The sequence below is a fragment of the Mitsuaria sp. BK037 genome, from assembly GCF_014193045.1.
Lineage (GTDB): Bacteria > Pseudomonadota > Gammaproteobacteria > Burkholderiales > Burkholderiaceae_C > Roseateles.
On record NZ_JACHYS010000004.1, the window covers coordinates 760,989 to 783,974 of the forward strand.

The window sequence follows — 22,986 nt, forward strand, 5'->3', positions numbered from 1 at the left end:
CTCAGGCGCTGGCCTTCGCCACGTCGTCGTCCTTCTTCGCCTCTTCCACCTTGAACCTCCACCCCTTCCGGCCGGAAGTGGCGACGATCTTCTGATTGACCAGGCGCTCGACGGTCATGATCCGGTCGAAGGCGGACCTCACCGACTCGTCTCCCGACGCGTGCGCCAGGAAGTACAGACGCAGCAGCGTGTCATTGGCCTTGGGAATCTTGCCGTGTCGCTCCCAGAGGCTCACGTTCTGTTCGCTGACGCCTTGGACCTTCGCCATCGCGGCCTGCGAGAGCCGCATATGAACGCGCAGGTAGCGGAACTCTTTCCCGGTGAGACGCCCAGGTTTACGGGCGACCTGGATGGCGATCTCCCGCAGCAGTTCGTCGGCCGCGGTGACCGAGTAGGCCTTTCCGTAGGCGGTGTCGATCTCGTTGTAGCCATTCACGAGCCACACGTTGTCGAGTCCACATTCGGTGTAGTGATACATCTTCATTTCCCTGCTAGGCGATCACGGTCACCACGAGAAGCCCGGGCCTTGCGTCATCCAGGGCCACGCAGACCGCCAGCTCGCGCCATGAGCCATACCAGTTCATCCGGCACACCAGATGGCCCGTCTTCAGGTCTTCCTCTGCTGGCGTGAGCAATCGTCCGAGTCGAAGACAGTCAAAGACTTCCTCATTGCCGACCTGCCGCTCGCGCATGCGCACCCTCGCGTGCGTGGTCAGGAAGATCAGACCGGTGTCTCGCGCCGTCTGACGGATGTGCCGCTGTAGTTGAGGAAGGGTCAGTCGCTTGAACGTCACGACGGTCGTGCCTCCGTGCCTCGTTGCTCCCCGTAATTTTTATGGGTTGCATCGTAGGCTTTCCCAGGAAGCACTGCGGCATTCGTGTCGCGCCGATGCCATAGTTTTTATGGGTTGCGTGGCGACTGCAATAGGGGGTTGTGCGCGTTTTCCCTGAGCAGCGGAGCGGTGTACGCGCCTTGTCACCGCCGGAACTCAACTTGTATGATGACTGACAACAAGGCCGCCACCGCCGCTTCGGACTGAGCACGGGGCGCATCAAGAGCGGCTTCCACGGTTCCTTCCCGGAGACAAACCATGACCGTCCTGACCCGCCGCCTGGCCGTCAAGGCCGGCGCCGCCCTCGGCGCCGCCGTCCTGTCCCTGTGCACCGCCACCCTGGCCCACGCCAACGGCTTCCCCGACCACCCCGTCACCCTCGTCGTGCCTTTCCCGGCCGGCGGGTCGACCGACATGCTCGCCCGCGCCCTGGGCGCCGAGCTGCAGAAGAAGTGGGGCCAGACCGTCATCGTCGACAACCGCCCCGGCGCCACCGGCACGCTCGGCACCTCGCAGGTCAAACGCGCGCCGGCCGACGGCTACACGCTGCTGGTGTCCTCGCTCGGTCCGTTCGTGATCGCGCCCCACCTGCTCAAGGCGGTCCAGTACGACGCGCTCAAGGACATCGACCTGCTCACCGTCGCCATGCAGGCGCCCAACGTGCTGGTCGTGCCGGCGGCCTCGCCGCTCAAGAGCGTCAAGGACGTCATCGACGCGCTGAAGAAGGACCCGGGCAAGATGACCTTCGCCTCCTCGGGCAACGGCTCCTCCGACCACCTCACCGCCGAGCTCTTCTGGCTGCAGACCGGCACCAACGGCCTGCACGTGCCCTACAAGGGCGGCTCGCCGGCCATCACCGACCTGCTCGGCGCGCAGGTCGACGCCTCCTTCCAGAACGTCAACGCGGTGCTGCCGCACATCGTCGGCGGCAAGCTGCGCGCGCTGGCCGTCACCGGCGACAAGCGCTCGGCCGTGCTGCCCAACGTGCCGACGCTGGCCGAGTCCGGCATCAAGGGCGCCGACGTCTACTCCTGGCAGGGCGTGGCCGCCCCGCGCGGCCTGCCGCCGGCGGTGCGCGCGCAGCTGCAGAAGGACCTGGTCGCGGCGCTGCACGAGCCCGCCGTGAAGCAGAAGTTCACCGACATCGGCATCGAGATCGTCGCCAACACGCCGGACCAGGCGCAAAGCTTCCAGAAGGCCGAATTCGCCCGCTGGAAGCAGGTCATCGAGACCCGCAAGATCACCGCCGATTGATCCCCGTTCCCGCGATCCCGACCAGGAGCCCCCTGTGAGCGCAAGCAGTCCCCTCGTCACGTCCGCCCGCGCGATCCCCGTCGCGGGCCACGACGGCATGCTCATGAACCTGAGCGGCGCGCACGCGCCGTTCTTCACCCGCAACCTGCTGGTCCTGGAGGACAACGCCGGCCACGTCGGCATCGCCGAGATCCCCGGCGGCGAGCCCATCCGCAAGACGCTGGAACAGGCCGGCGAGCTGCTCGTCGGCCAGCCGGTGGCGAAGTGGAACGCGCTGCTGGCGCAGGTCCGCGAGCGGTTCCAGGGCCTGGACAGCGGCGGCCGCGGCCTGCAGACCTTCGACCTGCGGACCACCATCCACGTGCTGACCGCCGTCGAATGCGCGCTGCTGGACCTGCTGGGCCAGCACCTGGGCGTGCCGGTGTGCGAGCTGCTGGGCGAGGGCCGGCAGCGCGACCGCGTCGCCATGCTGGGCTACCTGTTCTTCGTCGGCGACCGCGCCAGGACCGGCATGGCCTACAAGACGCCCGACGACGAGCCGGGCAGCGACGCCCCCGCCGACGCCTGGCTGCGGGTGCGCCACCAGGTCGCGATGACGCCCGAGGCCATCGTCGAGCAGGCCGTCGCCGCGCAGGCGCGCTACGGCTTCAAGGACTTCAAGCTCAAGGGCGGCGTGCTGCGCGGCGAGGAAGAGGTCGAGGCGATCCGCGCGCTGAAGGCGCGCTTCCCCGAGGCGCGCGTCACGCTCGACCCGAACGGCGGCTGGCTGCTCAAGGACGCGGTGCGCCTGCTGCGCGACCTGGGCGGCGTGCTTGCCTATGCCGAGGACCCCTGCGGCGCCGAGGACGGCTTCTCCGGCCGCGAGGTGATGGCCGAGTTCCGCCGCGCCACCGGACTGCCCACCGCGACCAACATGGTGGCCACCGACTGGCGCCAGTTCACGCACGCGCTGAGCCTGCAGTCGGTGGACATCCCGCTGGCCGACCCGCACTTCTGGACGATGTCCGGCGCGGTCCGCGTGGCGCAGACCTGCCGTGACTTCGGCCTCACCTGGGGCTCGCATTCCAACAACCACTTCGACGTCTCGCTGGCGATGTTCACGCATGCCGCGGCCGCCGCGCCGGGACGCCTCACCGCGATCGACACCCACTGGATCTGGCAGGACGGCCAGCACCTCACGCAGCGGCCGCTGAAGATCGTCGACGGCGAGGTCGCGGTGCCGACCGCGCCGGGCCTGGGCGTGCAGCTCGACATGCAGGCCGTCGAGGCCGCCCACCAGCTCTACCTGAAGCACGGGCTGGGCGCGCGCGACGACGCGGTCGCGATGCAGCACCTGATTCCGGGCTGGAAGTTCGATCCGAAGAAGCCTTGCATGGTCCGCTGAGGACCAACCCCCGGAGCCTCACCGTTCCCACGCGGGGCGCGAGTGCGGCTTCCCACATGGAGAGAGACATGCACGATCAGAAGACCGCCAAGAACACGAACACCAAAAAGTCCATGACGACCGGGCAGGCCCGCGTCGCGCGTCGCGCGGTCCTCGCCGCGGCCGCCGCCGGCGCGATCGCCGGCCTCGCGCCCAGCGCCTTCGCGCAGGCGAACTGGCCCGCCAAGCCGCTGCGGATCATCGTCCCGTACACGCCGGGCGGCTCCTCGGACATCATCGCGCGCATCCTGTCGCCGCTGCTGTCGGAGCAGCTCAAGCAGACCGTCATCGTCGAGAACAAGCCCGGCGCCAGCGGCAACATGGGCGCGGACCAGACCGCCAAGGCGAACGACGGCTACACCGTCATGCTGTGCGACGTCAGCGCGCTGGCCATCAGCCCCTCGCTCTACACCAAGCTGCCCTTCGATCCGTCCAAGGACCTGCGCGGCGTGGCGATGCTGGCCTACTCGCCGCACATGCTGGTGGTGCATCCCTCGGTGCCGGCCAGCAACCTGAAGGAACTGGTCGAGCTGTCGAAGAAGTCCAAGATCGACTTCGCCGTCACCGCCATGGGCAGCGCGCCGCACCTGGCCGGCTACCAGGTCGCCAGCCTGACCGGCGCGAAGTGGGAATACATCCCGTACAAGGGCGGCTCGCAGGCCGTCACCGACACGATCGCCGGCCAGACGCAGGTGCTGATGAACGGCATGCTGGCGACGCTGCCCTTCGTGCAGCAGAACAAGCTCAAGGTCATCGGCGTGAGCAAGGCCACCCGCGTGCCGCTGCTGCCCAACGTGCCCACGCTGGCGGAGCAGGGCGCCACCGGCTTCGAGTCCGGCACCTGGCAGGGCATCCTGGCCCCGGCCGGCATGCCCAAGGCCCATGTCGACAAGCTGTCCGCCGCGCTGATCAGCATCATCCGCTCGCCCGACGTGCGCGCGCGGCTGGCCGCCCAGGGCGCCGAGGTCAACACGATGAACGCGGCCGAGATGGACACCTTCTTCAATGCCGAGCGCAAGAAGTGGGCGGGCGTCGTGGCCAAGAGCGGGCTCAAGCTCGATTGATGACGCAGTGAGGAGTCCAGTCATGCCGACGCCGACCACGCCCTATTCGAGCTTCCCCAACACGCTGCGCCAGCGCCTGCGCGCCGGCGAGCGCCTGATCGGCTGCTGGTGCTCGCTGGCCAACCCGATCAGCACCGAGGTGCTGGGCGTGGCCGGCTTCGACTGGCTGCTGCTCGATGGCGAGCATTCGCCCAACGAGGTCAGCAGCTTCGTGCCGCAGCTGATGGCGCTCAAGGACAGCGTCAGCGCGCCGGTCGTGCGGCCGAGCAGCAACAACGCCGTCGAGATCAAGCGGCTGCTCGACGCGGGCTTCTCCAACCTGCTGATCCCCTTCGTCGAGACCGCCGAGCAGGCCGCCGCCGCGGTCGCCGCCACGCGCTACCCGCCGCAGGGCATCCGCGGCGTGTCGGTCTCGCAGCGCAACAACCGCTACGGCACCGTGCCCGGCTACTTCCAGGGCATCAACGAGCAGATCGCCGTGATCGTGCAGATCGAAAGCCCGGCCGGCGTGGCCGCCGCCGCGCAGATCGCCGCGGTCGAGGGCGTCGATGCCGTCTTCATCGGCCCCTCCGACCTGGCGGCCGGCTACGGGCACCTCGGCCATCCGCAGCATCCGGAGGTGCAGGCCGCGATGGCGAGCATCCATGCCGCCTGCCGCGCCGCCGGCAAGCCGGTGGGCATCCTCGCGCCGGTCGAGGCCGACGCGCGCCGCTACCTCGAGCAGGGCGCGACCTTCGTGGCCGTCGGCAGCGACCTGGGCGTGTTCCGCGCCGCGACGCAGGCCCTGCGAGACAAGTTCAAGGACTGAAAGAGAGAGACCCTCATGAGCATCAAGATCGGCTTCATCGGCCTGGGCATCATGGGCGCGCCCATGGCGGTGCGCCTCGCGCAGGGCGGGCATGCGCTGTTCGTGCACACCCGCAGCCAGGTCCGCGAGGAAGTGACCGCCACCGGCGCCACCGTCTGCGCCAGCGCGACCGAAGTCGCGCAGCGCGCCGACGTCATCTTCACGATGGTGCCGGACACGCCGGACGTCGAGCGCGTGCTGTTCGGCGAGGGCGGCGTGGCCGCGGGCCTGAGCGCCGGCAAGACCGTCGTGGACATGAGCTCCATCTCGCCGATGGCGACCAAGGACTTCGCGCGGCGCATCGAGGCACTGGGCGCCGAATGGCTGGACGCGCCGGTCTCCGGCGGCGAGGTCGGCGCCAAGGCCGGCACGCTGTCCATCATGGTCGGCGGCGAGGAAGCCACCTTCGCCCGCATCAAGCCGCTGTTCGAGCTGATGGGCAAGAACATCACGCGGGTCGGCGGCGCGGGCGCCGGCCAGACGACCAAGGTCGCCAATCAGATCATCGTGGCGCTGAACATCGCCGCCGTCGGCGAGGCGCTGGTCTTCGCCTCCAAGGCCGGCGCCGATCCGGCCAAGGTGCGCGAGGCGCTGATGGGCGGCTTCGCCTCCAGCCGCATCCTGGAAGTCCATGGCGAGCGCATGATCAAGCGCACCTTCAACCCGGGCTTCCGCATCGCGCTGCACCAGAAGGACCTGAACCTGGCGCTGCAGAGCGCCAAGGCGATGAACCTGGCGCTGCCCAACACCGCCGGCACCGCGCAGCTGATGCAGGCCGCCGCGGCGCAGGGCTGGGACCAGCTGGACCACTCGGCGCTGGTGCGCGCGCTCGAGGTCATGGGCAACCACGAGGTCGGTAGCACTACGGACGCCGGCTGAGCGGTCGCTGCCCACAATCGGCGCCCATGAGCTCCACCTCCGACGCGGCGCGGGCCGCCGCCTCCGGCGCCGCCGGCCCTGCTGCTTCCTTGGCGTCCGGCGACGCATCCTCGTCGCCGGTGGCTTCATCGGCGCGCTCGGCGTCATCGAACGCGGCGGACGCCCCGGAAGCTACGGACGCACGGACCCGGGCGCCGCTCGACGACCCGCGCGCGCTGCTCAAGCACCTCTACCGCGTCGCGGTCGATCGCGCGCTGCCGGGCAAGATCCTCGCCGGCCATCTCCCGCCGCCGCCCAAGGGCCGCACGCTGGTGATCGGCGCGGGCAAGGGCGGTGGCTCGATGGCGCAGGCGATGGAGGCGGCCTGGCCCGCGTCCGCGCCGATGAGCGGGCTGGTCATCACGCGCTACGGCCACATCCCGCCGGACTACCAGCCGCGGCGCATCGAGATGGTCGAGGCCGCGCACCCGGTCCCCGACGCCGCCGGCGAGCGGGCCGCGGCGCGGATGATGCAGCTGGTGCGCGATTTCCGGCCGACCGCCGACGACCAGGTGATCTGCCTGATCTCCGGGGGCGGCTCGGCGCTGATGCCCTTGCCGGCGCCCGGGCTGACGCTGGCCGACAAGCAGGCGGTGAACCGCGCGCTGCTGGCCAGCGGCGCCAACATCGCCGAGATGAACTGCGTGCGCAAGCACCTCAGCGCGATCAAGGGCGGCCGGCTGGCCGCCGCCTGCGCGCCGGCCAAGGTGCTCACGCTGATGATTTCCGACGTGCCCGGCGACGACCCGCAGGTGATCGCCTCCGGCCCGACCGTGCCCGACGCGACGACCTGCGCCGACGCGCTGGCCATCTGCCGTCGCTATCGCATCGCGCTGCCGCCGCAGGCGGTCGAGGCGCTGGAGCGCGGCGACTGGGAGACGCCCAAGCCGGGCGACGCCTGCTTCGACGGTCATGAGCAGCGCATCATCGCCGCGCCGCGTCAGAGCCTGCTGGCCGCGGCCGAGGCGGCGCGCGCGCTCGGCCTGACCGCGCACGTGCTCTCGGACGAGATCGAGGGCGAGTCGCGCGAGGTCGGCCGCGTGCATGCGGCGCTGGCGCGCTCGGTGGCGCGGCATGGCGAGCCTTTCGCCAGGCCCTGCCTGATCCTCTCCGGCGGCGAGACCACGGTGACGCTGGTGCCGCAGCCCGGGCGCGGCGGTCGTGCTGGCGAGTTCGTGCTCGGCTGCGCGATCGCGCTGGACGGGCAGGAGGGCGTCTGGGGCCTGGCCGCGGACACCGACGGCATCGATGGCGTGGAGGACAACGCCGGTGCCTTCCTCAGCCCGAGCACGCTGCAGCGCGCCCGCGCGCTGGGCCTGAAGCCGGCCGAGCTGCTGGCCGCCAACAACGGCTACGCGCTCTTCGAGGCGCTCGGCGACCTGCTGATCACCGGTCCGACGCAGACCAACGTCAACGACTTCCGCGCGCTGCTGATCCGCTGATCCGGGAGGCGTCCGATCGCTCGGATGTTGACCTCCCTCATGGCAATTTCCGGCCAGTCCCGCGACAGTCCGGCATCCCCGGTTTCCGAGAATGCCCCGTGACCGCCGACTTCCTGTCCGATCCCGCCGCGCCCGTTGCTCGCGGCGTCTCGTCGCCCGCCGCCGCGGAAGGCGATGCGGCCCACAACGCCGCCCTGATGCCGGGTCCCGCCCATCCGGTGCCGTGGCGCGCACTGCTCGGCGATGTGCTGCTGGAGGCCGACGACTGGTCCGCGCTGGCCAGCATGGCGCGGGTGCGCCGCTGCCGGGCCGGCGACTTGGCGCTCCGCCGCGGGGACGCGGCGGTGGCGATGGTGGCGCTCTGCGAAGGGCGGGTCGTGGCGGGCGGCCCGCTGGCCGGCCCGTGCTGGCTGGACCTGCACACCGCCTGGCTGGACGGGCGCTACGAGGAAGACGCGCGGATCGTCTCGGCCACCGCGCTGGTGATGGAGTGGCCGATGGCGGCGGCGACCCTGTGGCTGCGCTCGCAGCCGCCGGTGCTGGCCGCGCTGCTGCGCGCCAGCGCGGCGCAGCTGCGTGAGGCGCAGGACGCGCTGCGCGGGCTGACCACGAAGGACGCGACCGCGCGCATCGCCGCCTGGCTGCTGGCGCAGGCCGGCGGGTCGGCCGAGGTGCGGCTGGCCGAGCGCAAGCGCGACGTGGCGGCGCGGCTGTCGATCTCGCCGGAGACGCTGTCGCGCGCGCTGCGGCAGCTCGCCGACCGGGGCATCCTGGCGGTGCAGGGCTACCGCATCGGCCTGCTGGACCCGGTGGCGCTGCTGGCGCTGGCGCGCTGCGGCCGGGCGGCATAGACTCGCCTCCACCTGCCGTCGCGTCCAGAGGAGGCCGCCGTGACGATTGCCAGCATGACCCCCACGACTCCCGTTTCCGCCAGCGCGGAGCGTTTCCTCGGGGGGCACGCCAGCCTCCCGGTGATGCCTGAAGTCGGGCGCAAGCTCTTGCGCAGCCTGGACGACGACGGCGTCTCGCTCGGCCAGATCGCCGAGCTGATCGGCAAGGATTCCACGCTGGCGGCCAAGGTGCTGCGGCTGGCCAACTCCGCGCGCTACAGCCCCTCCCACACGATCGGCACGCTGCAGGACGCCGCGATGGCGCTGGGCCTGGAGACGCTGCGCAACCTCGCGATGGCGGCCAGCATCTCCGCCACCTTCCCCGAGGTGAAGGGCCTGGACCGCCAGCGCTTCTGGCGCCACAGCGTGCGCACCGCCGGCTACGCGCGCCTGCTGGCCAAGCTGCTGCAGGGCGATGCCGACACCGCCTACCTCGCCGGGCTGATGCTGCGCACCGGGCAGCTCATGATGGCGATGAGCGAGCCGGACCAGGTCGCCGACGTCGAGGCCCACGCGGCCGAGCCGGGCAGCCGGTTCTCGCTGGAGATGCATCGCTTCGGCTGCACGCATGCCGACGTGACGGCGGCGCTGGCGGCGCACTGGCACTTCCCGGCCGACCTGGTCGAGGCCTTCAAGGACGCCAACGCGCCGCTGGAGATCCGGCCGTTCTCGATGCTGGCGGCGATCCTGCACCTGGCCGAGGTGCTCGCCGATGCCTGCGACCAGCAGTCCGACCGCATCGCCGCGCTGGAGCTCGCGGTGCCGGAGCTGGTGGAGCACCTGCACATGGACCTGGACTTCCTGCGGCTGCGCCTGGATGGCTGCGGTGATCCGGGACAGGACGTCGAGCTGATGCTCAAGTGACGCGCGGCGCGCGCCCGGCTGAGGTAAGGTCGGCCGCTTCAATAAAACCGAGCGGAGACGACATGACGACGTACCAGGGCAGCTGCCATTGCGGCCGGGTGGCCTATGAGGTGGACGGCGAGATCGACGGGGCGATGGCCTGCAACTGCTCGATCTGCCAGCGCAAGGGTTCGCTGCTGTGGTTCGTGCCGCGCGGGCAATTCCGCTTGAAGACCGACGAGGCGGCGGCCAGCACCTACGAGTTCAACAAGCACGCCATCAAGCACCGCTTCTGCGCGGTGTGCGGCATCCATCCCTATGCCGAGGGCACCGACCCGAAGGGCAACGCGATGGCGGCGATCAACGTCCGCTGCCTGGAGGGCATCGAGCTCGACGGCATTCCGGTGACGCACTTCAACGGACGCGACATGTGAACGGGCGCCGGCGCGGCGGCGCTCAGGCGTCGCCGGCCGGCAGATGCACCGAGAACCGCGCGCCGCCCCAGCGGGAGACGCCCACCTCGATGCGCCCGCCGGCGGCGCGCACGATCAGGTCACACAGCGCCAGCCCCAGGCCGGTGCCTTCGATGTCCGCCGCGCGCGCCGCGGCGCCCCGGTAGAAGCGCTCGAACACGCGCTCGCGCTCCTCGGCGGGAAGGCCCGGGCCATCGTCCTCGACGACCAGTTCCGTCCCGTCCGGCCGCGCGACCACCGAGACCAGCACCGAGCCGCCGGCGGCGCCGTACTTGACCGCGTTCTCCACCAGGTTGGTCGCGACCAGCATCAGCAGTTCGCGCGGCACGCGGGCCGCCGCGTTTGCCTCCAGCGCATCCGCACCTGGGTTCTCAGCGCCCGCCAGGCTCAGCGTCATGCCGCGTGCCTGGGCCGCGGGCCGGGCGCGCCGCACGACGGCCTCGACGATCGGGCCGATGGCCACCGGTGCGACCGGCGCCGAGTCCTGCCCGGCATCCAGCCGCGCCAGCGTCAGCAGTTCCTCCACCAGCGCCGTCAGCCGCGCGACGTCCTCCAGCCCCGAGCGCAGCGCCTGGACATACTCGTCGGCGCCGCGCGGCCGGCGCAGGGTGATCTCGAGCTCCGTGCGCAGCCGGGAGAGCGGCGAACGCAGCTCATGCGAGGCGTCGGCGGTGAAGCGGCGCTGCGCCTCGAAGGCGTGCTCGAGCCGGGCCAGCATGTCGTTGAGCGTGTCGATCAGCCGGCCGATCTCGTCGCGCGTGCCGGGATGCGGCAGCCGCTCGGCGAGGGTGCGGCCGCCGATGCGCCGCGCCTGCCGGACGATGTCGTCGACGGCGCCGAAGACGCGGCCGGTCAGCTGCGCGCCCGCGGTGGTGAGCACCACCACGAGCACCAGGCTCATGACGAGGAACACCCAGCCCGCCGAGGCGACGGCATGGTCGACGTCGTCGAGCGAGCCGGCCACCTGCACCGCCAGCGCGCGGCCGCCATGCACCGGCACCGACACGCGGCGTGTCGGCTCGTCGCCGAAGGCCAGGTGCTCGAAGACGGTCTCGCCGCGGGCCAGGCGCGCCAGCAGCGCGGCCTCGTTCGGCAGCGACGCGGCGCCGAGGTTGGCGCTGCGCGCGAGCACCTCGCCGCGCGGGCCGATGATCTGCACCAGCCGGTCCAGCCGCGCGTAGGGCGGTGGCGCGGCGGTGGTGCCGGGCTCGTGCACGGCGACCGGCAGGCCGGGGCTGGCGGCGAGGATGCTGGCTTCCTGCTCCGCCAGGGCCAGCAGCGCGCCGTCCAGCTGGGCGCGCAGGGCGGTGACCAGGCTCAGGTAGGTGAGCGTCGCCGCCACCGCCAGCACCGTGGTGACCACGACCACGTGCAGCAGCGCCAGCCGACGGCGGAAGCTAAGCATCGTCCGGTCCCCGCAGCCGGAAGCCGCGACCACGCACCGTCTCGATCAGCGGCCGGGCGCCGGCCGCGTCGATCTTGCGCCGCAGCTTGCTCATGTGGGCGTCGATCAGGTTGTCGATCGCCAGCGGGTCGCCGTGCCAGATCTGCTCGGCCAGGCGCTGGCGCGGAACCACGGCGCCGGGCTGCCGCATCAGCGCCTGCAGCAGGGCGAATTCCTTGGGCGTCAGCTCGATGGGCCGCCCCGCGCGCGTGACCTGCAGCGAGGCCGGGTCCAGGCGCAGGTCGTCCGCGACCAGCACCGGCGGCCGCGTCATGTCCGAGCGCCGCAGCAGCGCGCGCAGCCGCGCCAGCAGTTCCTCGAACTCGAAGGGCTTGGTCAGGTAGTCGTCGGCGCCGGCGTTCAGGCCGTCGACGCGATCGGACAGCGCGTCGCGGGCGGTGAGCATCAGCACCGGCACCTGTTGGCCGCGCGCGCGCAGCGTGCGGCACAGGGTGACGCCGTCGCCGTCGGGCAGCATGCCGTCCAGCACGATCAGGTCGTGGGTGGTCACGAAGGCAGCCTCGTCGGCCTCGGCCAGGCTGGCCGCGTGGTCCACCACGAAACCCTCCTCGCGCAGGCCGCGCACCAGCAGCCCCGCGGCCTTGCGGTCATCCTCGACCAGAAGAATCCTCATCGCCTCTCTCCGAATGGGCGGCAGTCTCGCATGCCGGCGCGATTCCCCGTCGGCTTCCCCGCTGGCTCAAGGCGCCGGCGCGCGGCCGAGGCTGAGCTGCAGCCGCACGGTGGCGGCGGCGAGCTCGCTGCGCGCCTGCAGGTAGGCGAGCTCGGTGTCGTCCGCCGCGCGCTGGGCCGACAGCAGCTCCAGCAGCGAGGCAGCGCCGTGCCGGTACGAGAGGCGCAAGCCTTCCACCACGCGCCGCGCGTCGCCCAGGGTCGCGTCGCGGTAGCGGGTCAGGTTCTCGAGCGCGGCGCGGTACTGGGCGTGGGTCGCGCGGACGTCGGCCTGCGCCTGGAGCTCGGTCTGGCGCAGCGCGAGCAGGGCCTGGGTGACGGCCGACTCGGCCTGCACCAGGTCGCCGCGGTCCAACCGCGACAGCGGGATCGGCACCGAGACCGAGACCGACACGGTGTTGGACCGCGGCGAGGGATCGACCGCCGAGCCGTCCGCCGCCACGCCGCGACGTCCCTGTGGCGTGTAGCCGTAGCTGAGGCTGACGCTCGGATCGACCCAGCGGTTGGCGCGGACCAGGTCCGCGGCGGCACGGGCGCTGTCCACCGCCGCGCGGGCGATGCGCACGTCGTCGCGCTGATCGAGCGCTCGCGCCACGAGGGCATCGAGCGCCTCGTCCTCATGGCTCTCCTGAATGCCGACCGAGCCGCCGGTGCCCTCGATGCCCTCGACGCCGTCGAGTCCCTCGGGCGCCTGTCCGTCCCGGAAGGTGCACAGCGGCGACGCGTCGCCGAAGGCCTCGCGCCAGCGGCGACCCAGCGGCGCGGCCAGCGCTTCCATCGCGGTCCGGGCGTCGGCCCTCGCGCGCACGACGGTGGCGAGGAACTGATCGCGCTCGTTGCGCGATTGCAGCAGTTCCAGGCCGCCGAGATCGCCGGCGCCATGGCGTCGCTCGTTCATCCGGACGATGTCGCCCAGCGCGGCCAGCGAGACCTCCTGCCGCTGCAGCGCCTCGCGCGTGCGGCAGGCCTCGATGAAGGCGGCGGCCGCGTCGGCGGCGGCCTGGCGACCGGCGCCGGCCAGCGCGGCCTCGTCGGCGCTCACCTGGCTGCGCGCGGCCGCGACGCGGCGCTCGCGCTTGTCGCCGGTCTCGATCGTGTAGCTCAGCCCGATGCTCTGCGCCAGACGCGGCTTGGGGCGCACCTCCCGGCCGAGTTCCGCCGGCCCGACACCGAGCGACAGCGACGGATCGGGCCGCAGTCCCGCCATCGGCACGCCCGCGCGTGCGGCCGCCACCGCCTCGCGCTGCGCGGCGATCGTATTGCTGAAGCGCTCCACGGCGTCCAGGTAGGCGGCGAAGGGCACGCCGGTGGCGTTGGTGTCGGCGTCCGGCGTTGACGCATACGTCATCGGGAAGCCGGTCATGAGCGCGGCTGCCAGGACCAGGGTGTCACGGCGGCTGGTCGAACGCTGTCGCTGGCCCGTGGTCTTGGCGCTGATGCCGGCGCCTTCGCGGCGAGGGGAGAGAAAGATGAGGCGCTTCATGCCAGGGGTTCCGATGCGGGGTCGTGGTCGTGATCGAGCGGCGCCTGCGCGGCACGCCGGGCGGCGGCGCGCTCCACGCGCGCTTCGATCGCGTGGTAGAGGGCCGGCAGGAGCAGCAGCGTGAGCAGCGTCGCCGTCACCAGCCCACCGACGACGACCGTGGCCAGCGGCCTTTGGACGTCGCTGCCCAGGCCCGTGGCCAGCATCGCCGGCGTCAGGCCGAAGGCCGCGACCGCCGCCGTCATCAGCACCGGGCGCATGCGGCCGGCGGCGCCTTCGAGCACCGCCTCGCGCAGCGGCCGGCCGTCGTCGCGCCGCAGCCGGTTGATCTGCGCCACCATCAGTACGCCGCCGAGCACGGCCACGCCGAACAGCGCGATGAATCCCACCGCGCTGGAGACGTTGAGCGTCATGCCGCGCAGGTGCAGCGCCGCGAAGCCGCCGATCATCGCCAGCGGCACCACCCCCAGCACCAGCAGCGGCTGGCGCAGGTTGCGGAACTCGCCGAAGAGCAACAGCAGCATCACCCCCAGCGTCAGCGGCAGGATCACCGCCAGGCGCTGCAGCGCGCGCTGCAGGTTCTCGAACTGCCCGCCCCACTCGAGGCGCCAGCGCTGGCGGTCGAAACGGACCTGCCGCTCGAGCGCCGGCTGGGCCTCGGCCAGGAAGCTCGACAGGTCGCGGCCCCGCGTGTTGAGCCGCACGATGAGATGGCGCTGGCCCATCTCGCGCACGATGACGCTTTCGCCCACCGTGGTGCGGATGCGCGCGACGTCCGACAGCGGCACCTGCGCGCCATTGGCCCCCGTCAGGCGCAGATCACCGATCGCCTGCGGGCTGGCACGCGACTCGGGCGTGAAGCGGACCGTCATGTCGTAGCTCTTCTCGCCGACGTAGACCTGCCCGATGGCCGCGCCGCCGATGCCGGTGGACACCAGCGTGGCGACGTCGGCGGCGTTGATGCCCAGCCGCGCCGCGGCGGCGCGGTCCAGGTCGATGCGCAGGTTGGGCAGCGGCGGCTCGACGTCCACCGCCACGTCGGCGGCGCCCGGCACCGTCCGCAGCACCTCGGCCACCCGGGCCGCGATGCGGCGTCCTTCGTCGAGGTCGTCGCCGAAGACCTTGACCACCAGGTCGCTGTGCGCGCCCGACAGCTTGTCCTGCACGCCGTCGATCATCGGCTGCATGAAGGACACGCTGTAGCCCGGCATGCGGGCATAACGCTCGGCCAGGCGCCGGATCAGGCCCTGCTTGCCGCCCGGCGCGGTCCAGCGCTCGTAGGGCGTGAGGCTGATGCTGGCCTCGATGTGGGAGGGCGTCCAGTAGTCGGTACCGTCGTCGTTGCGGCCGGTCTGCGTGACCACGTGGGCGACCTCGGGGAACTCCAGCGTCGCGCGGCGCAGCGCATCGGCCATGCCGGCGGCCTTCTCCAGCGTGATGCCGGGCGGCATCTGGACCTGCAGCCAGATCGAGCCCTCGTCGAGGTAGGGCAGGAAGTCCCGCCCGATCGTGCCGGCCAGCGCGGCCAGGGCCAGCGCCGACGCGGCCAGGGCCGCCGCCAGCCAGCGGCCGCGTCCGACGGCGCGCGCGAGGAAGGCGGCATACCGCGCCTGCAGCGCCTCCAGCGGCCGGTTGCGGAAGGGCGGGCGCGGTCGCCGGAAGGCCAGCCAGGCCAGCGCCGGCGTGAGCGTCAGCGCCACCAGTAGCGCGCCCACCAGCGCCGCGCCGACCGCGTAGGCCATCGGGCTGAAGAGCTTGTATTCGATGCGCTCGAACGCGAACAGCGGCAGGTAGGCCGCGGCAATCACCGCCATGCCGAAGAAGATCGGCCGCGCCACCTGCAGCGTCGCGACGATCGCGTCGCGCGGGGTCAGCGGCCGGTCGGCCGCCTGCTCGCGCCGGCGCAGCAGGTGCTCGACGACCACGACGGCGCCGTCCACGAGGATGCCGAAGTCGATCGCGCCCAGCGACAGCAGGTTGGCCGGCACATGGGCGTGGTGCATGAAGATGAAGGCCGCCAGCAGTGCCAGCGGGATGGTGACGGCCACGACCAGCGCCGCGCGTGGACTGCCGAGGAAGAGCAGCAGCACCAGCGTGACGACGACCATGCCTTCCACCAGGGTGTGGCCGACGGTGTGGGCCGTCGCCTCGATCAGCGTGGCGCGGTCGAGGTAGGGCACGACCTTGACGTCGCCCGGCAGCAGCGCGGTGTTGAGCTCGTCGACGGCCGCATGCAGGCCATCGAGCGTGCGCGACGGGTTGGTGTCCTTGAGCAGCAGCACGATGCCCTCGATCGTGTCGCCGTCGGTGTCCTTGCCCAGGATGCCGCGGCGCTCGACCTCGCCCAGGCGCAGCTCGCCCAGGTCCTGGACCAGCACCGGCACGCCGGCGGCCGTCTTCACCACCACGTGGCCCATGTCCTGCAGCGAGCGCAGCAGGCCGACGCCGCGCACGACGTAGGACTGCTCGCCGCGGTCGATCACGCTGCCGCCGCCGCTGCTGTTGTTGGCGTTCAGCGCGTCCACGACCTGGCTCAGCGTCAGGCCGTACTGCGTCAGCCGCGCGGGATCGAGCGAGAGCGTGAACTGCGTGGTCAGTCCGCCGAAGTTGGTGACGTCCACGACGCCCGCCACCTTCTTCAGCCGCGGGATGACGGTCCATGCCTGCAGCTCGGAGAGCTCGCGCAGGCTGCGCGTGGGGCTCTCCAGCGTGTAGCGGTAGATCTCGCCGGTGGGCGAGGTGTAGGGGTCCAGCCCCGGCCGCGCGCCATAGGGCAGCGAGAGCTCGGCCAGGCGCTCCTGCAGCCGCTCGCGCGACCAGTAGCCCTCGACGCCGTCCTGGAACACCACAGTCACCAGCGACAGGCCGAACAGACTGCGCGTGCGCAGCACCTGCATGCCGGGCGTGCCGAGCAGGGCGCGCTCGATCGGGATGGTGATCTGCTGCTCGACCTCCTCGGCGGCCAGGCCGTTGACCTGGGTGACGATCTGCGAGGTCACGTCGGCGATGTCCGGATAGGCCTCGATGGGCAGCTGCCGGAAGCTGTGGACGCCGTAGAGCGCGGCGAAGGCGAAGACCAGCCAGACGATGCCGCGGCGGTCGAAGCACAGGGTGACGAGGCGCTCAATCATGGAGGAGCACTCCGTCGCGCACGACCACGCGCTCGCCGGGCCGCAGGCCCGAGACGATCTCCACCTGGTCGCCCAGCGCGGCGCCGACGCTCACCTCGCGGGCGACATACCGACCCGGCGCGCGTTCGACGAAGACGCGCGTGAACAGGCCCTCCTGCAGCAGCGCCGAGGCGGGCACCACCGGTGCCGGGTGCGAGGGGCCGGCGAAGCGCAGCTTCACGAACATGCCGGGCCGCAGGCGGCCGTCGGCGTTGTCCAGGATCAGGCGGACCTTGACGGTGCGGGTGTCGGGATCCAGCACCTCGCCGATGTAGCGCACCGTGCCGGCGCGCGGATCGTCGGGATAGGCGTTCAGCACGACCTGGGCCGACTGCCCGACGAAGATCCTGGCCAGGTCCTTCTCCGGCACGGCGGCGGTCACCGAGACCCGGCTCAGGTCCGCGATCGTCATCAGCGGCGCATTGACGTCGTTCCAGTAGCCGCCCGGCGCGGCGTTCATCTCGATGACGCGGCCAGCCAGCGGCGCGCGGACCGACAGGCGACGCCCGGCGTTGTCCTCCGCGCTCGCGCCCAGTTGCGCGAGCCGGGCCTGCGCGGTGCGCAGGTCGTTGGCCGCCTGCGCGCGGGCGAGCTGCGCGGCCTCCAGGTCCTTGCGCGCGGCGATGTCGGCGTCGAAGAGCAGCTGTTGGCGGTCGAGGTCACGGCTCGCCTGGGCGGCCGCGTCGCGCGCCCTGGCCGCATCGCCGCGGGCCGCGCTCAGGTCGGAGGAGTCCAGCGTGAAGAGCACGTCGCCCGCGCGCACCGGATCGCCCAGCGCGCGGTGCAGTCCCACCACGCGACCCGTGACCGGCGGCGCGATGCGGGCGAGGTGGTCGGGCAGCGCCTCGATCGTGCCGGGCGCGGCGATGGGCTGCTCGACCGCCTGGCTCCGCACCGCGGCGACCACGAGGCGCTCGCGCAGCGGCGAGTCCGCCGGCACCACGATGTCCGCGCCCTCGCGGTGCGCGGATGCCGTCGCGGCGGTCGCGGCGGGCGGGGCGGAGGCGGCGTGGGCCGGGGAGTCGTCACAGCCGGCGAGCCAGAGCGGCGCGCTGGCGAGCAGGAGCAGGCAGGCCGGGGTCGTGAACGACCGTGGCGTGCCGCGATCGGTGATGCGGAGGAAACGGAGAGGCAGCATGAGGGGCTCCTGCGGGCGACGGCCGCAGGACGCCCCTCAAGCGTGGGCTGGAGGGATCCGGACGGTCGTCGCTCGCGGCGAAGGGAATCGGCGAGGGGCGGCGGCGGGTGCCGCGTGGCGTCGACAACTGGGGTCGGGATCCATGGGGGCTCCTTGGGGACTGGACGGGCAAGCGGACAGGCCGGGCCGCCAGTGCGACGCGACGAGCGGCAGGTTACGCAGCCCTTCCTGAAGAAACCCTGAACTTCCAGCCATGTCCGGGCTCACACCCGACAGTCATTCAAGCCTGATCTGTTGCGCCGGCAGGATCGCGCCGTCGGCCGCGGAGCCGTGCCAGCGCCGCAGCGCGCGCTGGAAGAACAGGCTGTTGGGCAGTTGCAGGCTGGTGCCACTGGCCGGGTCGCCGCTTTCGAGCAGCGTCGTGTAGACCAGGTTGATGTCGACCACGCGGCCCTTCACGCCGGGCTTGTCGCCAGATTCCAGCAGTTCCACGACGTCGCCGATGCGGAAGGCGCGGGTGACGTAGATCAGCAGCGCGCAGAAGAGGTTGGACAGCACGCTCCACGCGGCGAAGAACGCGACCGCGCCCACGGTCGCGAAGCCGGTGAAGGCGGTCCAGAGGACGGCGCCGGAGACGCCCAAACGCTCCAGCGACCAGAGCACGGCGCCGCCATAGATCAGCACCGCGACCGAGCGCAGGAAGACCGTGGCGACGGTCACGGGCAAGGCGTAGGCGCTGGTGAGCTTGCGGGTGAGGTGGCGCGCGATGCGCATCACGAGCCAGGCGCCCAGACCGATCAGGATGACCTCGATCAGTGGGACCAGGAGGTCGAGCCACTCGGCGGCCCAGGCGGGCAGGACATCGTGCAGGAGCCGGTTCAACTTGTTCATGGGACGCGAGTGTCGGTGCCTTCGGCGGGGAATGTCTGTATCGGCATGAACGCCCTCGCCCCCGCGAGGAGGGAAAGGGCAGGGAGAGCGGCTGCTTCGAAGGGCTGCAGCGCCGTGGCGCGGTCTCGTGTGCCCGAAGGGTGGGACAACCGAAGAGTCGGCCGCGCGGCGGCACGCGGTTAACCTCCGGCGGTCGCTCACGTCCCGTGTGGCGGCCTCGCTCACGAGGAGCGCCGGCCAGGCGCCCCGCCGCGTTCCTTCACTGCCCGAGGGCTTCATGCATCGACTGTTCCGAGTCCTGGTCTCCGTGTGCGTGCTCGGCCTGTCCGTCACGGCCGCGCGCGCCGACGACAGCACCCGCATCGCGTTCGACAGCTTCACGCCCAAGTCGCTCTTCGACCTCGCGCGCGAGCGCCGTGCGCAATGGGTGCCGACGCCGGTATGGGGCGATCTGAGCCTGCCGGCCGGTGTTGCCGGACCGGTGCCCGCGATCGTGCTCGCGCACGGCAGCGATGGCGTGGGGCCGGGTCTGCAGCAGTGGGTCCAGGCCTTCAACGGCATCGGCGTGGCGACCTTCATTGTCGACAGCTTCGCGCCGCGAGGCGTGTCGTCGACCGCGGCGGACCAGACCAGCGTGCCGGCCGCGGCCAACGTGATGGACGCCTTCCAGGCGCTGCGGTTGCTGTCGGCCGACCCCCGCATCGACGCCAGGCGCATCGGCGTCATGGGTTTCTCGCGCGGCGGCACCGTGGCGCTGCAGACGGCGCAGTTGCCGTTTCTGCGGGCCGTGGTGAAGACCGGCCAGGCCTTCGCGCTGCACATCGCGACCTATGCCGGCTGCTCGCAGATCTATACCTCGCCGAACCTGACGCGCGCGCCGCTGCTCAACCTCGTCGGGGCCGCCGACGACTACACGCATCCGGAGCCCTGCGAGGCTCTGGCCGCCGAGTACGCCACGCTGGGCACGCCGGTGGAGACGCATCGCTACGCCGATGCGCATCATGCGTGGGACAGCCTGCTGCCGGTGCGCTACCGGGCCGATGCGACCAGCGGCTACGCCTGCGGCGTCATCCGCACCGACATCCCGACCTGGGTGGTGACCTCCGAGCGCACCGGGCAGGTGATCCCGTCGGATCAACTGACGGCGTTCATCAACGCGTGCATGACGCGCGGCGCGCACGTCGGCCGCAACGAGGCGGCCTTCCAGGCCTCGCGCGAGGATGCGACGCGCTTCGTGCGGCGCGTGTTCTTCGGTCAGTGAAGGCCGCGGCGAATCGGCACACACGTCCGCCAATGTCGGCTGTTCGCGCCGGCGGCCGGTGTTGTGAACTGAGCGGGGGCGAGCCCCGCTTCAATGCGCGTGCGCGAGCGCGAAATCCAGCGCCGCGCACACGGCCGTCACCTGCGCCGCGACGCATTCGTCCGGCGTGGTGCGCGGGCTGTCGGGATAGACCTCGGTGGTGGTGGTGAAGGGCGCGCCGGTGAGGCTCGCGCACAGGCCGGACTGGCGCACCGGGAACTCGATCACGCCGTCCGCGATCACCGGGAAGCCGATGATCCGGCCTTGCGCGTCGGGCGGCGCGATGTGGGTCACCCGCCGCACGGCCTCGATCACGGCCTGCTGGAAATCGAGCCGCGTGGTCTCGCTGTCGCCGACCAGGTAGAAGCCGTCCGGCACGCCGTCGCGGTCGGGCTCCTTGCCGTCGCGGGCCGCCAGCGCCGGCTGGAATTCGGTGGCGTCGGTGTCGGTGGTCTCGTGCAGGTCGATGTGCAGCAGGAACCGGCCCGCCAGCGGCTCGACCAGCGCGATCAGCGCGCTCGACTCCGCGGCCTCGCGGCGCGCGCCGAAATTGCGGTTGGGATCGACCGCGTGGTAGTTCCAGCGGCAGATCCGCTCATAGGCCCAGGGGCTGACGCAGGGCACGACCAGCAGGTTGACGCGGCCGGCGTAGCGCGCCGCGTGGTCCTCGGCGAAACCCAGCGCGCCCAGCACGCCGCTGGTCTCGTAGCCATGGACGCCGCCGGTGACCAGCGCGACGGGCAGGTCCGGCCGCCAGTCGCGGCTCTTGAGCGCCAGCAGGGGGTAGCGGTCGTCGCCGTAGGCGAGCTCGCCATAGCGGACGATCTCGAAATCGTCGGCGAGCGCCTCGACGCGCGGGACCACGTCCTGGTCGTGGCGGCGATGCCGGACCTGGCGCTCGCGCCAGGCAGTCCGTTCCGCGTCGCCCCAGGGGACGCCGGGGGTGCCGATGGGATAAAAGCGCGCTGTGCTCATGCTGGCTTCCGGAAGAGGGTTGGACCGATGGCCCGCGATGATGCCGCAAGGCAGGGAGGCCGGCCGTCGGTCACGGTGAGGGCGGGACGCCGGCAGGGGAGAATGCGCGTCGCTCGGGCGGCGCTGTCCACGGCGGCTGCCCGCGACCCCTGGTGCCTGGACATGAAAGACCTCGACATGCAGCGTTTTCGGATGGCGGCGGCCGGCCTGGCCACCCTCGGCCTCACGGCCTGCCAGTCGCCCGCGCCATCGGACGATCCGTCCTGGACCACGCAGGCCGTCTCGATCTATCGGACGGAAGCGGACGCCCTCGACGTCGTGGCGGGACGGTTCGGGCCGGTGCCGCTCGCGCTGGAACGCAGCGCCGACCTGGTCGTGCTGGGGCGCAGCTCGTGCTCCTCGACCGCCGTGAAGGTCCGCAATGCCCAGGGCGTCATCGGATGGACGCCCGCGAGCGGGGTGTCCGACCCTGGACCTTGCCCGCTGCCGTCCGGCCCGGCGTGACCGCCTGATCGGACGCGCAAATCCGCGGACGAGCGGACGACCGGAAATCGGCCGCCCGGAACGACAGAACGCCCGGCATGCCGGGCGTTCTGCAGGGAGCGATCCGACGGCGTCCGGGCGCGGATCGCGCCGCCGACACAGCGGCCCGCGGGCTCACTGGATCGAGGCCACCTGCGTGTCGGCGGACGCGTCGCGGCGGCCGGTGATGACGACGGTGGGCAGTTGCTCGCGCTTGACCGAGATCACCACCGGATCGAGCGTGATGACCGAGGCGCGCAACTCGCGCTGGCCCTGGGCGTGGGCCATGCCCAGCGCCAGCGTCAGGGCGGCGACGGCGCCGAAGGCGACGGCCTTGACCGTGGTGTGGGTGGCGGAAGCGAGGGCGAGGCGGCGGGTGGTGCTCATGTCGATCTCCTGAAGCGGTGTGCGGTGTCGATGGAGTCAGTGTCGTCATCGCCGCCGCGCCTTTCGAGCGGCGGGCGACGAAGCCGCATCGCGACGGCGCGAACTGCATCGGCGCCGGACAGACCGTCGGCAGCCGGCGCCCATCGGTTCCGTCGAAGCAGCGCTGGCGCTCCAGGAAGACCGCGTCAGCGGCCGCCCGCCACGTCCAGGGTCGCGCCCACCGTGTAGCTCGCCGCCGGGGACAGCAGCCAGGCGATCGCCTCCGCGATCTCCTCCGCCCGGCCCAGCCGCCCGATCGGGACGGTGGCGGCGGCCGCCGCGAGCAGGGCCGGCAAGTCGGCGGCGGGCCGGCTGTCGGCATGGATCTCGGTCTCGATGATCCCGGGCCGGACGCCGTTCACCCGGATGCCCTGGCCGATCAGCTCCTGGCCCAGGCTCAGCGTCAGCGTGTCGACCGCCCCCTTGCTGGCGGCGTAGTCGCTGTAGAGATCCGCCGAGCCCCGCTGCGCCGCGCGCGACGACAGGTTGACGATCGCGCCGCCGGCGCCGCCGCGGGCGGTGCTCATGCGCAGCGCCGCCTGCTGCGTGCAGAAGACGACGCTGAAGACATTGACCTCGAACATGCGACGCAGCCGCTCGGGCGTGATGCCGTCCAGCGAGGTGGCGGGCGCCACGATGCCGGCGTTGTTGACCAGCCCGGTGACGCGGCCGAGCGCCTCGTCGACCTGCCGGAACATCGCCTCGACCTGCGCCGGATCGGCGACGTCCGCCTGCACGGTCAGCGCGCGCCGGCCCAGGCGGCGGACGTCCTGCGCGACCGCCTCCGCCGCGGCGGCGTCGTGCCGGTAGTTGAGCGCCAGGTCGTGCCCCTGGCGGGCCAGCAGCCGGGCGGTGGCGGCGCCGATGCCGCGGCTGGCGCCGGTGACGAGGGTGAGGGGGCGGGGGATGTCGGTGCTCATGCGGCGGATTCTGCGCCGCCCGCGGCGCTCGCCGGGC

The 22,986-nt window shown here is 72.0% G+C and carries 22 protein-coding genes; 11 read left to right on the forward strand and 11 right to left on the reverse strand.

Features of this window, described 5'->3' with window-relative positions:
- Position 1 precedes the first annotated feature (1 nt).
- Together FHT37_RS24330 and FHT37_RS24335 are read right to left on the reverse strand one after the other, a co-directional pair.
- Entirely contained in the window at positions 2 to 478 is a 477-nt protein-coding gene (locus FHT37_RS24330) for a DNA-binding transcriptional regulator (protein ID WP_183485545.1), read from the reverse strand.
- 13 nt (positions 479 to 491) lie between these two features.
- Positions 492 to 794, reverse strand: a complete 303-nt coding sequence (locus tag FHT37_RS24335) for a DUF4258 domain-containing protein (protein ID WP_183485548.1) — start codon at positions 792 to 794, stop codon at positions 492 to 494.
- Between the two features lie 297 nt (positions 795 to 1,091).
- Here FHT37_RS24335 and FHT37_RS24340 point away from each other — a divergent pair, with 297 nt between their 5' ends.
- The 9 genes from FHT37_RS24340 to FHT37_RS24380 all read left to right on the forward strand — a co-directional run bounded on the left by FHT37_RS24340 (position 1,092) and on the right by FHT37_RS24380 (position 9,948).
- A complete protein-coding gene (locus FHT37_RS24340) occupies positions 1,092 to 2,087 on the forward strand; it encodes a tripartite tricarboxylate transporter substrate binding protein (RefSeq protein ID WP_091721929.1) in 996 nt (331 codons plus the stop codon).
- A gap of 34 nt (positions 2,088 to 2,121) precedes the next feature.
- Positions 2,122 to 3,471, forward strand: a complete 1,350-nt coding sequence (locus tag FHT37_RS24345; RefSeq protein WP_310737342.1) for an enolase C-terminal domain-like protein — start codon at positions 2,122 to 2,124, stop codon at positions 3,469 to 3,471.
- A gap of 113 nt (positions 3,472 to 3,584) precedes the next feature.
- On the forward strand, positions 3,585 to 4,574 hold the full coding sequence (locus FHT37_RS24350) for a tripartite tricarboxylate transporter substrate binding protein (RefSeq protein ID WP_183485804.1): 990 nt from the start codon (positions 3,585 to 3,587) through the stop codon (positions 4,572 to 4,574).
- A gap of 22 nt (positions 4,575 to 4,596) precedes the next feature.
- Positions 4,597 to 5,382, forward strand: a complete 786-nt coding sequence (gene garL, locus FHT37_RS24355) for a 2-dehydro-3-deoxyglucarate aldolase (protein ID WP_091721935.1) — start codon at positions 4,597 to 4,599, stop codon at positions 5,380 to 5,382.
- 15 nt (positions 5,383 to 5,397) lie between these two features.
- Entirely contained in the window at positions 5,398 to 6,300 is a 903-nt protein-coding gene (gene glxR / locus FHT37_RS24360) for a 2-hydroxy-3-oxopropionate reductase (protein WP_183485551.1), read from the forward strand.
- Positions 6,301 to 6,326: 26 nt separating this feature from the next.
- Complete coding sequence (locus tag FHT37_RS24365) at positions 6,327 to 7,781, forward strand: glycerate kinase (RefSeq protein ID WP_183485554.1); 1,455 nt, start codon at positions 6,327 to 6,329, stop codon at positions 7,779 to 7,781.
- 98 nt (positions 7,782 to 7,879) lie between these two features.
- Positions 7,880 to 8,632 (forward strand): Crp/Fnr family transcriptional regulator, encoded by a 753-nt coding sequence (locus FHT37_RS25755; protein WP_183485557.1) that lies wholly within the window; start codon positions 7,880 to 7,882, stop codon positions 8,630 to 8,632.
- A gap of 54 nt (positions 8,633 to 8,686) precedes the next feature.
- Positions 8,687 to 9,535, forward strand: a complete 849-nt coding sequence (locus FHT37_RS24375; RefSeq protein ID WP_091721954.1) for an HDOD domain-containing protein — start codon at positions 8,687 to 8,689, stop codon at positions 9,533 to 9,535.
- Positions 9,536 to 9,597: 62 nt separating this feature from the next.
- Positions 9,598 to 9,948: a GFA family protein gene (locus FHT37_RS24380; protein ID WP_183485560.1), complete on the forward strand. Its 351-nt coding sequence runs from the start codon at positions 9,598 to 9,600 to the stop codon at positions 9,946 to 9,948.
- 22 nt (positions 9,949 to 9,970) lie between these two features.
- Here FHT37_RS24380 and FHT37_RS24385 read toward each other — a convergent pair whose 3' ends face one another.
- The 6 genes from FHT37_RS24385 to FHT37_RS24410 all read right to left on the reverse strand — a co-directional run bounded on the left by FHT37_RS24385 (position 9,971) and on the right by FHT37_RS24410 (position 18,806).
- Positions 9,971 to 11,392 (reverse strand): cell wall metabolism sensor histidine kinase WalK, encoded by a 1,422-nt coding sequence (locus FHT37_RS24385; protein ID WP_183485563.1) that lies wholly within the window; start codon positions 11,390 to 11,392, stop codon positions 9,971 to 9,973.
- Entirely contained in the window at positions 11,385 to 12,065 is a 681-nt protein-coding gene (locus tag FHT37_RS24390; protein ID WP_183485566.1) for a response regulator transcription factor, read from the reverse strand. Before FHT37_RS24390 ends, FHT37_RS24385 begins: the two co-directional genes overlap by 8 nt.
- Before the next feature lie 66 nt (positions 12,066 to 12,131).
- Positions 12,132 to 13,607: a TolC family protein gene (locus FHT37_RS24395; protein WP_183485569.1), complete on the reverse strand. Its 1,476-nt coding sequence runs from the start codon at positions 13,605 to 13,607 to the stop codon at positions 12,132 to 12,134.
- A complete protein-coding gene (locus tag FHT37_RS24400; protein WP_183485572.1) occupies positions 13,604 to 16,738 on the reverse strand; it encodes an efflux RND transporter permease subunit in 3,135 nt (1,044 codons plus the stop codon). The genes FHT37_RS24395 and FHT37_RS24400 overlap by 4 nt, the downstream gene beginning before the upstream one ends.
- Complete coding sequence (locus tag FHT37_RS24405) at positions 16,731 to 17,915, reverse strand: efflux RND transporter periplasmic adaptor subunit (protein WP_183485575.1); 1,185 nt, start codon at positions 17,913 to 17,915, stop codon at positions 16,731 to 16,733. The genes FHT37_RS24400 and FHT37_RS24405 overlap by 8 nt, the downstream gene beginning before the upstream one ends.
- A gap of 276 nt (positions 17,916 to 18,191) precedes the next feature.
- Positions 18,192 to 18,806 (reverse strand): mechanosensitive ion channel family protein, encoded by a 615-nt coding sequence (locus tag FHT37_RS24410; protein ID WP_183485578.1) that lies wholly within the window; start codon positions 18,804 to 18,806, stop codon positions 18,192 to 18,194.
- Between the two features lie 277 nt (positions 18,807 to 19,083).
- Between FHT37_RS24410 and FHT37_RS24415 the strand changes: the two genes are divergently transcribed.
- Positions 19,084 to 20,067 carry a dienelactone hydrolase family protein gene (locus tag FHT37_RS24415; protein ID WP_183485581.1) on the forward strand — a complete coding sequence of 328 codons (984 nt, stop codon included), beginning with the start codon at positions 19,084 to 19,086 and terminating at the stop codon, positions 20,065 to 20,067.
- 90 nt (positions 20,068 to 20,157) lie between these two features.
- On the opposite strand, the gene FHT37_RS24420 is transcribed toward FHT37_RS24415, so the two are convergent.
- Positions 20,158 to 21,081: a M14 family metallocarboxypeptidase gene (locus FHT37_RS24420; RefSeq protein ID WP_183485584.1), complete on the reverse strand. Its 924-nt coding sequence runs from the start codon at positions 21,079 to 21,081 to the stop codon at positions 20,158 to 20,160.
- A gap of 162 nt (positions 21,082 to 21,243) precedes the next feature.
- Between FHT37_RS24420 and FHT37_RS24425 the strand changes: the two genes are divergently transcribed.
- On the forward strand, positions 21,244 to 21,585 hold the full coding sequence (locus FHT37_RS24425; RefSeq protein WP_147241626.1) for a hypothetical protein: 342 nt from the start codon (positions 21,244 to 21,246) through the stop codon (positions 21,583 to 21,585).
- A 153-nt stretch (positions 21,586 to 21,738) separates the two neighbouring features.
- Here FHT37_RS24425 and FHT37_RS24430 read toward each other — a convergent pair whose 3' ends face one another.
- Together FHT37_RS24430 and FHT37_RS24435 are read right to left on the reverse strand one after the other, a co-directional pair.
- Entirely contained in the window at positions 21,739 to 21,990 is a 252-nt protein-coding gene (locus FHT37_RS24430; RefSeq protein ID WP_183485587.1) for a hypothetical protein, read from the reverse strand.
- 185 nt (positions 21,991 to 22,175) lie between these two features.
- A complete protein-coding gene (locus FHT37_RS24435; RefSeq protein ID WP_183485590.1) occupies positions 22,176 to 22,949 on the reverse strand; it encodes an SDR family oxidoreductase in 774 nt (257 codons plus the stop codon).
- Positions 22,950 to 22,986: the final 37 nt, after the last annotated feature.

Excerpts from the sequence above, each read along its gene's own strand:
- FHT37_RS24330 (WP_183485545.1), bottom strand. The coding sequence starts at position 478 with ATGTATCACTACACCGAATGTGGACTCGACAACGTGTGGCTCGTGAAT.
- FHT37_RS24340 (WP_091721929.1), top strand. The coding sequence starts at position 1,092 with ATGACCGTCCTGACCCGCCGCCTGGCCGTCAAGGCCGGCGCCGCCCTC.
- FHT37_RS24350 (WP_183485804.1), top strand. The coding sequence starts at position 3,585 with ATGACGACCGGGCAGGCCCGCGTCGCGCGTCGCGCGGTCCTCGCCGCG.
- garL (WP_091721935.1), top strand. The coding sequence starts at position 4,597 with ATGCCGACGCCGACCACGCCCTATTCGAGCTTCCCCAACACGCTGCGC.
- glxR (WP_183485551.1), top strand. The coding sequence starts at position 5,398 with ATGAGCATCAAGATCGGCTTCATCGGCCTGGGCATCATGGGCGCGCCC.
- FHT37_RS24365 (WP_183485554.1), top strand. The coding sequence starts at position 6,327 with ATGAGCTCCACCTCCGACGCGGCGCGGGCCGCCGCCTCCGGCGCCGCC.
- FHT37_RS24375 (WP_091721954.1), top strand. The coding sequence starts at position 8,687 with ATGACCCCCACGACTCCCGTTTCCGCCAGCGCGGAGCGTTTCCTCGGG.
- FHT37_RS24380 (WP_183485560.1), top strand. The coding sequence starts at position 9,598 with ATGACGACGTACCAGGGCAGCTGCCATTGCGGCCGGGTGGCCTATGAG.
- FHT37_RS24385 (WP_183485563.1), bottom strand. The coding sequence starts at position 11,392 with ATGCTTAGCTTCCGCCGTCGGCTGGCGCTGCTGCACGTGGTCGTGGTC.
- FHT37_RS24390 (WP_183485566.1), bottom strand. The coding sequence starts at position 12,065 with ATGAGGATTCTTCTGGTCGAGGATGACCGCAAGGCCGCGGGGCTGCTG.
- FHT37_RS24395 (WP_183485569.1), bottom strand. The coding sequence starts at position 13,607 with ATGAAGCGCCTCATCTTTCTCTCCCCTCGCCGCGAAGGCGCCGGCATC.
- FHT37_RS24400 (WP_183485572.1), bottom strand. The coding sequence starts at position 16,738 with ATGATTGAGCGCCTCGTCACCCTGTGCTTCGACCGCCGCGGCATCGTC.
- FHT37_RS24405 (WP_183485575.1), bottom strand. The coding sequence starts at position 17,915 with ATGCTGCCTCTCCGTTTCCTCCGCATCACCGATCGCGGCACGCCACGG.
- FHT37_RS24410 (WP_183485578.1), bottom strand. The coding sequence starts at position 18,806 with ATGAACAAGTTGAACCGGCTCCTGCACGATGTCCTGCCCGCCTGGGCC.
- FHT37_RS24415 (WP_183485581.1), top strand. The coding sequence starts at position 19,084 with ATGCATCGACTGTTCCGAGTCCTGGTCTCCGTGTGCGTGCTCGGCCTG.
- FHT37_RS24420 (WP_183485584.1), bottom strand. The coding sequence starts at position 21,081 with ATGAGCACAGCGCGCTTTTATCCCATCGGCACCCCCGGCGTCCCCTGG.
- FHT37_RS24425 (WP_147241626.1), top strand. The coding sequence starts at position 21,244 with ATGAAAGACCTCGACATGCAGCGTTTTCGGATGGCGGCGGCCGGCCTG.
- FHT37_RS24430 (WP_183485587.1), bottom strand. The coding sequence starts at position 21,990 with ATGAGCACCACCCGCCGCCTCGCCCTCGCTTCCGCCACCCACACCACG.
- FHT37_RS24435 (WP_183485590.1), bottom strand. The coding sequence starts at position 22,949 with ATGAGCACCGACATCCCCCGCCCCCTCACCCTCGTCACCGGCGCCAGC.